This is a genomic window from Microbacterium sp. 05T445, from assembly GCF_056395865.1.
In genome coordinates this window covers 1,031,725-1,042,340 of the sequence record NZ_JBFTKJ010000001.1, presented here as the reverse complement: position 1 = coordinate 1,042,340, position 10,616 = coordinate 1,031,725, and the positions used below count along the sequence as shown (strand labels likewise).

The window sequence follows — 10,616 nt, the reverse complement described above, 5'->3', positions numbered from 1 at the left end:
GGTCGGTCACAGCGCGTCGAAGAGGCCGGCGCCGAACACCGCGATCGCGGCGATCCCGACACCCGCCACCGCGAGCGCCCCGATCGCGATCACGAGGATGTTGCCGCCGATCGTGAGCAGCAGCGCCGCGGTCGAGGAGAGTTCGTGGCGCCGCGAGACCCGGATCGTGGACGTGCTGCTGGTCATGTCTTCGACGCTACGGAGCGCTCGCCGACGGCGCGTCCACCGAGAGTCTCATCGGCCTCCACCTGGAGGATGATCTGGATCGGGACGAATTGTCGATCCGCTGCCCGGCCGGGCGACGACCTGAGTGAGGCCGGCATCAGCCCGCCCGCAACGGAAGGATCCGAAATGAAGTACATGATGTTCGTCGTCACCTCGCTCGAGCCCGACGCCGAGGTCGACGACTCCGACGTCGACCTGTGGGTGGACCCGCTCGACGCCAGCGGCAAGCGGGTCATCGGCGAGGTGCTCGCCCCGCAGGCCGACTCCACCGTCGTGAAGGTGCGCGGCGGCAAGGTGCTGACCTCGCGCGGCCCTTTCGTCGAGACCGCCGAGGTCATCTGCGGGTTCGACATCCTCGAGGTCGACGACCTCGAGGAGGCGATCGAGATCGCGTCGCGGCATCCCATGGCCCGCAACGGCCAGCTGGAGCTGCGCCCGTTCATGGTCTGGCCGGACTGATCGCCGCGACACGCACCGGCCCCGGGAACGCCCGGGGCCGGCGCGACCATCGGCGGCCTCAGCGCGTGAGCGCGATCTCGTAGACCGTCGTCGTGCCCGACACCTCGTTGCCGACGGTGAGCAGGGGCGCTCCGGTCGGCGACGTCGGGGCGGGGATGAACGCGATGCCCTCCGGGCCGAGGTCGCCCGCCGCAGCGGTGGTCGGGTCGGCGCCGAAGTCCCGGTTGTCGACGTACGTCACGAACCGGGATGCCGCCGGGTCGGTGATGTCGAACACCATGATGCCGCCGACGCGCTCGAGGCCGATGAAGGCGTACGTGCGCCCGTCGACCTGACCGACGGCGACGCCCTCGGGCTCGGGGCCCTTGTCGTCGCTGCGGCCCTCGAAGTTTTTCTCGGTGTGGTTCGAGTTCACGAATCGCGGCGCCGCCGCGGCGGTGATCTGCTCGAACTGCGAACCGGAGTCGAACACCTGGGTCCCGCCGGTGGTCCAGATCGAGAACGAGCGCCCGCCGTAGGCGAAGAGCTCGTCGTAGCATCCCGCGGCCGCGTCGAACCCGTCCTCGATCGAGACGTTGAGGCGTCCGAGCTCCGTGTCGCCGAGCGCGCCGGCCAGCGGGCTGTCGGCGCACACCGGGCCGTGGCCGTCCTTCGCGAGATCCTTCACGCGCGCCACGTCGGCGTAGTCGCCCCACTCGCGGGCGTCGCCCTCGTTCGCGGTGACGAGGTAGGTGGTGCCGCCGGCCGTGTACGAGGCGATGCCGTCGGGCATGTACATGCCGTTCAGGCCCGCGTAGGTGCGCAGCGAGAACCGCTTGTCCTTGTCGCTCGGGTCGAGCGCGTTCGGTGCGAGACCGAAGTCCTTCGTGCCGAGGGGACGGATGTCGGTGACCCGCGCGCTCGGGATCTGCACCACGGCGATCGAGTTCGCCTCCTGCAGCGACACGTAGGCGGTGTTGCCGTCCACGGCGATGTACTCTGGCTCGAGGTTGCGGCTCACCGGGTGGTCGGCGCCGTGCGGCTGCGGCCCGAACACGCGCACGCCCTCCGGGAGCGCCCGGCCACCGGCCTCGTACGCGTGGAAGTCGGCGGTCTTGACGTCCTTCTGCGCGGCCGCGGCGACCTTGCGGGGGAGCTTGACGACGCTGACCGAGCCCTCGGGGTCCACGGAGAAGTCGTCGGCGGGCTCGCCCTCGTTCGCCACCAGCGCGTACTTGCCGTCGGGCACGACGGTGACCATGTCGGGCAGCGCGCCGACTTCGACCGATCCGAGCACCGCGGAGGCGGCATCCTTCGCGTTCGCGTCGAAGAAGAGCAGGTGGCCGGGGTCGGTCTTGACCTCGGCCTCGAAGGCGACCACGCCCAGGCCGTCGGCACGGACGGCGACCGAGTTGGCGACGCCGGCCGAGCCGATGGCGAACTCCTCCGACATGGCCGAGGGGTCGGCCGCGTCGAGCACGCTGACGGAGCCTGCCTGGGCGTTGACGACGAACAGCCGGTCGCGGTAGGCGGCGACGATCTCGGAGGCGCCCTCGTCGAACGCGCCGGTCTCGAACGTGCCGATGGGGGCGAGCGAGAGCGCGGCGCCGGGGGCGGACGTGGTGATCGGATCGGGCACGATCGCCGCGTGCGCGGCGGCGAGCGGGATGAGCGCGAGGGCGCAGGCGGCGACGGTCGTCGTCGCGACGGCGGCGATCCGGCGGGGTGCAGGCGAAGGCATCGGGATTCCTCGTTCGAAGGGAAGGGGGTGTTCCCCCGTGCTTATCGCCGGCGGGTGTCGCCCCGGTGAACAGTCCGCGAACCGATCGAGTGGAAGGAGTGCCTGTCATTTACGAGGACGTCCATGTAAAATCAGCAGGGTGCCAATGACGGCACGATCGCGTTGATCAGGATGCCTCACAAGGGCGTCACTGCATCACTGAAGGAGCAATGGTGTCCACGATCACCCCTCTGACCCCCGCCCCCCTGACGACGGAGGAGCGCGCGGCGATCCTCGACGCGGTACGGGACTTCGCACAGACCGAGCTCGCGCCCCACGCGCTGGAGTGGGACGCTGCCTCGCATTTCCCGCGTGAGACGCTGCACCGCGGCGGTGAGCTCGGGCTCGGCGGCATCTACGTCCGCGAGGACGTGGGCGGCTCGGGCCTCTCGCGCTCCGACGCGGCGGCGATCTTCGAGGAGCTCGCACAGGGCGACACCGCCATCGCCGCCTACATCTCCATCCACAACATGGTCGCGTGGATGATCGACACCTACGGCACGCAGGCGCAGCGCAGCCGGTGGCTGCCGCTGCTGACCTCGATGTCGGGCTTCGGCAGCTACTGCCTCACCGAACCGGGCGCGGGATCCGACGCCGCGGCCATCGCCACCAGCGCCATCCGCTCGGGCGACGAGTACGTGCTGACGGGCGTCAAGCAGTTCATCTCGGGCGGGGGCGAGGCATCCGTCTACATCGTGATGGCCCGCACCGACCCGGCCGGCGGCGCGGGCGGCATCACCGCGTTCCTCGTGCCCGCCGACACCGCGGGGCTCTCGTTCGGCGCCGTCGAGCACAAGATGGGCTGGAACGCCCAGCCGACGCGACAGGTGATCCTCGACGAGGTCCGCGTGCCGGCAGAGAACATCCTCGGCGTCACCGGGCAGGGCTTCAAGATCGCGATGTCGGCGCTCGACGGCGGCCGCATCAACATCGCCGCGTGCTCGCTGGGCGGGGCGCAGTGGGCGCTCGACCGTGCGCTGCGCTACGTGCACGAGCGGTTCACCTTCGGTGAGCCGCTGGCCGAGAAGCAGGCGGTGGTGTTCGCGCTCGCCGACATGGCCACCGAGCTGCGCGCGGCCCGCGCACTCGTCCGCGACGCCGCGGCGGCCGTCGACGCGAAGGCGCCCGACGCCTCGATGCAGTGCGCGATGGCCAAGCGCTTCGCCACCGACGCAGGCTTCACCGTGGCCAACCAGGCGCTGCAGCTGCACGGCGGCTACGGCTACCTCCACGAGTACGGGATCGAGAAGGTGGTGCGGGATCTGCGCGTGCACCAGATCCTCGAGGGGACCAACGAGATCATGCGCGTGATCATCGGGCGCCAGCTGCTCACGCAGTGACAGCCCCGACGACGAGGAGATCCGAAATGAAGATCGCATTCCTGGGGCTCGGCCACATGGGTCTGCCCATGGCGAGGAATCTCGCCGCCGCGGGCGACGACGTCGTCGGCTTCGACGTCTTCCCCGCCGCGGTGGACGCGGCCCGCGGGGCCGGGCTGGCCACCGCGGCGTCGGGGACGGATGCCGCGGACGGCGCCGATGTCGTCATCACGATGTTCCAGACCGGCGCGCAGGTGCTCGACGCCTATCGTGGCGCGGACGGCGCCGACGGACTCCTGGCCGTCGCCGCGCCCGGCGCCCTGTTCATCGACTGCTCGACGATCGCCGTCGACGACGCCCGGTCCGCGCACGCGCTCGCCGAGGCGGCGGGGCACCGCTCGCTGGACGCCCCGGTGTCGGGTGGCGTGGTCGGCGCCGAGAACGCCACCCTCGCGTTCATGGTCGGCGGCACCGACGAGGACTTCGAGGCCGCACGGCCCCTGCTGGAGACCATGGGTCGGCGTGTGGTGCACTGCGGCAGCGCGGGGCTCGGCCAGGCGGCGAAGGTCTGCAACAACATGATCCTGGCGGTCTCGCAGATCGCCGTGGCCGAGGCCTTCGTGCTGGGGGAGCGGCTGGGACTGTCGCATCAGGCGCTCTTCGACGTCGCATCGAACGCGTCGGGCCAGTGCTGGGCGCTCACCACCAACTGCCCGGTGCCCGGGCCGGTGCCGACCAGCCCCGCCAACCGCGACTACCAGCCCGGCTTCGCCGGCGCCCTCATGAACAAGGACCTGGGCCTGGCCGAGCAGGCGGTGCAGCTCACCGGCGTCGACGCCCGCATGGGCATGCTGGCGCGGGAGATCTACGCGCACTTCGCCGAGGGGCCGGGGGCGGGCCAGGACTTCTCGGGGATCATCACCTCGATCCGCGAGTTCTCGGACTGACGTCGGGCCGACGCCTCACCGGCCGCCGGCGGCCGTGGCACAGGCATGCGCCGAGGCGGCAGGGCAGGCCCGCGCAATGCGTACGATCGGAACGTCGCGCCGACGCGACAGGGACGGAGCACCATGACCGAGTACGAGACGATCCTGGTGGAGACCCGCGGCAGGGTGGGGTGGATCACCCTGAACCGCCCGGAGGCGCTGAACGCGCTGAACTCGCAGGTGTGCCGCGACGTGGTGGCCGCGGCATCCGCGTTCGATGCCGACGAGCAGATCGGCGTGATCGTGGTGACCGGCTCGGAGCGGGCGTTCGCCGCGGGAGCCGACATCAAGGAGATGGAGTCCAAGTCCGGGCTCGACATGCTGATGGGAGACCACTTCGGCGGGTGGACCGACTTCGCCGCGGTGCGCACGCCGGTGATCGCCGCGGTGTCGGGGTATGCCCTGGGCGGCGGCTGCGAGCTGGCGATGATGTGCGACATCATCCTCGCCGCCGACACGGCGAAGTTCGGGCAGCCCGAGATCAACCTCGGGGTGATCCCGGGGATGGGCGGCTCGCAGCGACTGGTGCGCGCCGTCGGCGCCTACAAGGCCGCCGACCTGATCCTCACCGGCCGGATGATGGATGCCGCCGAGGCCGAGCGGTCCGGACTGGTGTCGCGAGTGGTGCCCGCGGCCGACCTCCTCGCCGAGGCGCAGAAGACCGCCGAGACGATCGCGGCCAAGAGCCTGCCCTCGCTGTACGCGGCCAAGGCGGTGCTCGACGCCGCGCTGGAGACCTCGCTCGCCGAGGGGCTGCGCCTGGAGAAGCACGTCTTCGCGAGCCTCTTCGACACCGAGGACCAGAAGGAGGGCATGGCCGCCTTCCGCGAGAAGCGCACCCCCGACTTCACCGGCCGCTGAGCCGCGGCGTCAGAGCGGGTCGGGCTGGGGGCGGGGGTCGGTGAAGTCGCCCGCCTCCTTGCGGAACCGGGCGATGATCCGCACCAGCTCGGTCGTGTCGTCGTCGTTCAGGCCGGGGCTCTCGAACACTTCGGTGTTCAACGCCGCCGTGGCCCGCTCCACGAGCTCCCGCCCGGAGTCGGTGAGCACGAGCATCGCCGCGCGTCCGTCCCCCGGGTGCGGCTCCCGCGACACCAGACCGTCGCGCGCGAGGCGCTCGACCGTGTTCGTCACGCTGGTCGGGTGCACCTGGAGGCGGACGATGGCGCTGGCCATCGGCATCCGCCCCTCCCGTGTGAAGGCGAGCAGGCGCAGCATCTCGTACCGCGCGAACGACAGGCCGAACGGCTTGAGCGTCGCGTCGATGCGGGCGAACAGGAGCTGCTGCGCACGGATGATCGAGGTCACCGCGGTCATACCCGCTGCCGCCGGTTCCCAGCCGTGCGCGATCCACTGACGCTTGGCCTCGGCGATCGGGTCGACCGGGAGACGCTTGGGTGCTGCCATGTCGACCTCCTTCCTCCACCGTACCGGTCGGGGCTCGCAGGAGCGGAGAACGGATGCCGCGAATCGGCGTTTATGTATACACACAGCGGGTCAGACCTCGTCATCGTCGGTTCATTTCGCTCGATTGGGTACATTGCGCCGCGAGCCCTAGACTCGTGCCCAGCGTGAGGAGATCGTCATGAAGATCGTCGTCCTGGTCAAGGAAGTCCCGGATACGTACGGGGATCGCAAGCTGTCGTTGGAGACCGGCCTGGCCGATCGCGGTGCGAGCGAGAGCGTGCTGGATGAGATCGGCGAGCGTGCCCTCGAGGTGGCGCTGTCGTACGCCGACAAGAACCCCGGGACCGAGGTCGTGGTGCTGTCGATGACGCCCGAGTCGGCGTCGGCGACGGTGCGCAAGGGCCTGGCGATGGGAGCGTCCTCGGCCGTGCAGGTCATCGACGAGGCGCTGCTGGGCGCCGACCTGGGGCTGACCGCCGAGGTGCTCGCGGCCGCGCTGCGGCGCACCGGGTACGACCTGGTGATCGCAGGGAACCAGTCCACCGACGGCTCGGGCGGGGTGCTGCCCTCGATGCTCGCCGAGATGCTCGACGTGCCCAGCGCCACCTACCTGAACGCCGTCGAGATCGGCGCCGACGCGGTGTCGGGGACGCGTGCATCGGACGGCGCGACGCTGCAGGTGACGGCATCCCTCCCCGCGGTCATCTCGATCACCGAGGCGCTGCCGGACGCGCGCTTCCCCAACTTCAAGGGCATCATGGCGGCCAAGAAGAAGCCGTTCGAGACCCTGTCGCTGACCGACCTCGAGATCGACCCGCACGCCCCCGACGCGGCGCGGTCGATCGTCATCTCGCTGAGCGAGAAGCCGGCACGTGTGGCCGGCGTCAAGATCGTCGACGAGGGCGACGCGGGCGACAAGCTCGCCGAGTTCCTCATCCAGAACCGGCTCGCGTGAGGAAGGCTGCCATGACGTTCGCAGATGATTCGATCCTGGTCCTCCTCGACACGACGCCCTCGGGCGAGCTGGCGAAGTCGGCGGCCGAGGTGCTCGGCGCCGCCGCAGCGGTCGGCACGCCGGTCGCGCTGATCGTGGGCGACGCGGCGCGCGCGGCGGATGCTGCGGCCCTCGGTGCGTCGGCCGTGCTGGTCGCCGCACCCGGCGAGGGCCTGAGTGCTCCCGCCGTCGACGCGCTCACCGCCGCTGCCGACCTGGTCCGCCCCGACGCGGTGCTGGTGTCGCACTCGATCGAGGGCCGAGAGGTCGCCGGCCGCTTCGCCGCGCGCACCCGCTCGGGCATCGCCGTCGACGCCGTCGGCGTCTCGCGCGACGCCGAGGGCGTGGTCGCGCACCACTCGGTCTACGGCGGCGCCTACAACGTCGACTCCGCCGTCACGTGGGGCGCACCCGTCATCACCATCCGCCAGGGCTCGGTCGACGCGCGCGCCGACGCCGTGGCAGGTGTCGAGGCGGAGCCTCTCGAGGTGCGCGCCTCCGGGCGGCGTGCCGCCACCGTCAGCTCGGTCGACGAAGCGGTGGTGTCGTCGTCGCGGCCCGAGCTGCGCGGCGCGGCCAAGGTCGTCTCAGGCGGACGCGGTCTCGGCTCGGGCGACAAGTTCGCGCTCGTCGAGCAGCTCGCCGATACCCTCGGCGCGGCCGTCGGCGCCTCGCGGGCCGCCGTCGACGCCGGATACGTGCCGCAGTCCTACCAGGTCGGCCAGACCGGTGTCTCGGTGTCGCCGCAGCTGTACGTGGCGCTCGGCATCTCGGGTGCGATCCAGCACAAGGCCGGCATGCAGACGGCCAAGACGATCGTCGCGATCAACAAGGACGCGGACGCGCCGATCTTCGAGATCGCCGACTTCGGCGTCGTGGGCGACCTGTTCCAGGTCGTGCCGCAGCTGATCGCCGCGCTCGAGGCGAAGAAGGCGTAGCGGCGCATGGCGACGTACGGTTCTGCGGTGCGGCGCGGCCTGCCGCGCGTGCCCGGCGGTCAGCCGTGGCCCCCGGCCGGGGCCGCCCCGGTGGCCGAGGCGGCGGATGCCGCGGCCCTCGGCGCCGCGGATGCATCGGTCGCCGTTGCTCCGTCGGTCGAGACTGCCGCGGCACCGGGGGCGGCTCCCGTCGTCGCCGACGCCCCCGCCGCGGCTCCCGTCGTCGCCGACGCCCCAGCCGTGGCTGCCGACGCGTCGGCCGCGGCTCCGGCCGTGGAGGCGGAGGTCTTCGCAGGGGCCACGGCGGGCCGTGCGATCCGTCGCGGTCTGCCGCGCGTGGCCGGCGGCGAACCGTGGCCGCCGGCATCCGCTGTTCCCGCTGCGGCGGCTGCCAGTGCCGTTGCTGCGGCGGCGGCCCCTGCTGCCGCCGCCGTTTCCACCGCTGCCGCCGCTGCACCGACGTCGGAGCCTGTGGCGGCGCCGGCCGTCGCGGAGGCGGCACCGGCCGCGGTGGCGCCGGCCGCTGCCGACGGCACGAAGGCACTGCGCCGAGGTCTTCCCCGTACGCCCGGCGGCGAGCCGTGGCCGCCGGCCGGGTTCGCTCCCACCCTCGCCACCGCACCTGTTGCCGCCGCCGCTGAAACGACCTCGGCCGCGCCGGAGGCCCCGGCTCCCGCTGCGCCTGCGGCATCCCTCGCTCCCGCGGCACCTGTCGCTCCCGCCACCCCGAGGACGGCGACCGGCGTGCCGCTGTCGCAGCCGCTGCCGTTCCCGCGGACCGTGTGGGCGGGTGCGAGCGCCCGCACGCGTCCTGCGCCGCCCGCGGAGCCGAAGCGCATCGGTCCGTTCACCCGCGGGCAGTGGGCGGGCGCCGTCATCGTCGGCGGTGCCGGCCTCCTCTACGCGGCCGGGATGGCCGTGCTGGCCGTACGGTGGCTGCTGTCGACCTCGTGGGGCGTGGACTTCCTCGCCGCCTTCCCCGGCGAGTACCACCTGCCCGAGGGTGCGCCGATCGGGTTCCCGGCATGGCTCGGGTGGCAGCACTTCTTCAACGTGTTCCTGATGGTCCTGATCATCCGCTCGGGGCTGCAGGTGCGCACCGAGAAGCGGCCGAGCGTGTTCTGGTCGCCCCGCAACAACGGCAAGCGCAAGATCAGCCTGAACCTGTGGTTCCACCAGTCGCTCGACATCCTGTGGCTGGTCAACGGCGTCATCTTCGTGGTGCTGCTGTTCGTCACCGGTCAGTGGCTGCGGATCGTCCCCACGTCGTGGGAAGTGTTCCCCAACGCGGTGTCGGCGGCGCTGCAGTACGTGTCGCTGGACTGGCCGACCGAGAACGGCTGGGTCAACTACAACGCGCTGCAGCAGCTGGCGTACTTCACGACCGTGTTCATCGCGGCGCCGCTGGCCGCGATCACCGGCGTGCGCATGTCGGGGATCTGGCCCAAGAACGCCGCGGGCCTCAACAAGGCGTACCCGGTGGAGTGGGCGCGGGCGGTGCACTTCCCGGTGATGCTGTACTTCGTCGTCTTCATCGCGGTGCACGTGTTCCTGGTGTTCGCGACCGGGGCGCTGCGCAACCTCAACCACATGTACGCCGCGCAGGGCTCGGTCGACCCGAACGCCTATGCCGACAACTGGACCGGGTTCTGGCTCTTCGCCGCCTCGATCGTCGTGATCGCCGCGGCCTGGGTGGCCGCACGGCCGCTCGTGCTCGCCCCGATCGCGCGGCTGTTCGGCAAGGTCTCGGGCCGCTGAGGCAGCCCTTCCCCCGAACCGGGCTGCGCGTGCCGATCGCTATTCGACGGTGAGGCCCGCCAGGTCGGCGAGCGCCGGCGCCATCGGCTGCAGCTGCTCGGGCGAGATCGTCGCTCCGCGCAGGCCCTCGAGTCCGACCACCTGGCCGATGTCGGCGCCGCGCAGATCGGCGTCGGTCAGCCGGGCTCCGCTCGCGTTCACGGTGCCGACCCGCGACGACACGAACGCGACGCGGCGGGCGGCGGCATCCAGCAGATCGATCTCGTCGATGGTGCAGTCGACGAACGCGACGTCCAGCAGTTCGGACGCGCGCAGGTTGACGTAGCCGAGTTTGCAGCGCGTGAAGCGGATGCCGCGCCACGCCGCGTCGTACGCCTCGAAGGAGCCGAACCGGCTGTCGCGCACCTCGACGTCGCGCCAGCCGGTGCGGGCGCCCGAGACCACCGGGATGTTCGCTCCGGCGATCACCGACTCGACCACGCGGGCACCGCGCAGCGCCCACGTGCCGAGCTCGAGACCGTCAAAGCGACAGGCCTCGACCGTGTCGCCGGAGCCGAGCTCCCACCCGTCGCCCATGACCCCGGCGTAGGCGACACCCTCGAACCCGGCGTCGCCGAATCGTTCGGCGTCGCCGGCCTCCAAGGCCCCGAGGGCGGACTCGTCGAAGTCGAAGGAGGGCGGCTGCGTGCCCTGGCGTTTGCGGGATCCGGTGGGTGACATCGCCGAAACACTAGCCCGTGCCACCGACGCCGGGCGCGCGGCGGTCCGCTG

11 protein-coding genes are annotated in these 10,616 nt (G+C 71.7%); 7 read left to right on the top strand and 4 right to left on the bottom strand.

Annotated features, from left to right (window positions below):
• Positions 1–6: 6 nt before the first annotated feature.
• A complete protein-coding gene (locus AC1DDU_RS05105; protein WP_477431753.1) occupies positions 7–186 on the bottom strand; it encodes a hypothetical protein in 180 nt (59 codons plus the stop codon).
• A gap of 165 nt (positions 187–351) precedes the next feature.
• On the opposite strand from AC1DDU_RS05105, the gene AC1DDU_RS05100 reads away from it, so the two are divergent.
• Positions 352–684 (top strand): YciI family protein, encoded by a 333-nt coding sequence (locus AC1DDU_RS05100; RefSeq protein ID WP_477431751.1) that lies wholly within the window; start codon positions 352–354, stop codon positions 682–684.
• Positions 685–742: 58 nt separating this feature from the next.
• Here the strand turns inward: AC1DDU_RS05100 and AC1DDU_RS05095 are convergent, their stop codons facing one another.
• Positions 743–2,404, bottom strand: a complete 1,662-nt coding sequence (locus AC1DDU_RS05095) for a choice-of-anchor I family protein (RefSeq protein ID WP_477431749.1) — start codon at positions 2,402–2,404, stop codon at positions 743–745.
• A 209-nt stretch (positions 2,405–2,613) separates the two neighbouring features.
• Here AC1DDU_RS05095 and AC1DDU_RS05090 point away from each other — a divergent pair, with 209 nt between their 5' ends.
• From AC1DDU_RS05090 to AC1DDU_RS05080, 3 genes are all read left to right on the top strand, one after another.
• Entirely contained in the window at positions 2,614–3,783 is a 1,170-nt protein-coding gene (locus tag AC1DDU_RS05090) for an acyl-CoA dehydrogenase family protein (RefSeq protein ID WP_477431747.1), read from the top strand.
• A 26-nt stretch (positions 3,784–3,809) separates the two neighbouring features.
• Positions 3,810–4,709, top strand: a complete 900-nt coding sequence (mmsB, locus tag AC1DDU_RS05085; protein ID WP_477431745.1) for a 3-hydroxyisobutyrate dehydrogenase — start codon at positions 3,810–3,812, stop codon at positions 4,707–4,709.
• 123 nt (positions 4,710–4,832) lie between these two features.
• Positions 4,833–5,609 carry an enoyl-CoA hydratase gene (locus AC1DDU_RS05080; protein WP_477431743.1) on the top strand — a complete coding sequence of 259 codons (777 nt, stop codon included), beginning with the start codon at positions 4,833–4,835 and terminating at the stop codon, positions 5,607–5,609.
• A 9-nt stretch (positions 5,610–5,618) separates the two neighbouring features.
• Here AC1DDU_RS05080 and AC1DDU_RS05075 read toward each other — a convergent pair whose 3' ends face one another.
• Positions 5,619–6,155 carry a MarR family winged helix-turn-helix transcriptional regulator gene (locus tag AC1DDU_RS05075; RefSeq protein ID WP_477431741.1) on the bottom strand — a complete coding sequence of 179 codons (537 nt, stop codon included), beginning with the start codon at positions 6,153–6,155 and terminating at the stop codon, positions 5,619–5,621.
• A gap of 178 nt (positions 6,156–6,333) precedes the next feature.
• Here AC1DDU_RS05075 and AC1DDU_RS05070 point away from each other — a divergent pair, with 178 nt between their 5' ends.
• The 3 genes from AC1DDU_RS05070 to AC1DDU_RS05060 are packed head-to-tail and all read left to right on the top strand — an operon-like array spanning position 6,334 to position 9,845.
• Positions 6,334–7,110, top strand: coding sequence for an electron transfer flavoprotein subunit beta/FixA family protein (locus AC1DDU_RS05070; protein ID WP_477431739.1), 777 nt, complete (start codon positions 6,334–6,336; stop codon positions 7,108–7,110).
• Positions 7,111–7,121: 11 nt separating this feature from the next.
• Positions 7,122–8,087: an electron transfer flavoprotein subunit alpha/FixB family protein gene (locus AC1DDU_RS05065; protein WP_477431737.1), complete on the top strand. Its 966-nt coding sequence runs from the start codon at positions 7,122–7,124 to the stop codon at positions 8,085–8,087.
• Between the two features lie 6 nt (positions 8,088–8,093).
• Entirely contained in the window at positions 8,094–9,845 is a 1,752-nt protein-coding gene (locus AC1DDU_RS05060; protein WP_477431735.1) for a cytochrome b/b6 domain-containing protein, read from the top strand.
• 39 nt (positions 9,846–9,884) lie between these two features.
• Here the strand turns inward: AC1DDU_RS05060 and AC1DDU_RS05055 are convergent, their stop codons facing one another.
• Positions 9,885–10,565 (bottom strand): pentapeptide repeat-containing protein, encoded by a 681-nt coding sequence (locus AC1DDU_RS05055; protein ID WP_477431733.1) that lies wholly within the window; start codon positions 10,563–10,565, stop codon positions 9,885–9,887.
• Between the last annotated feature and the right edge of the window lie 51 nt (positions 10,566–10,616).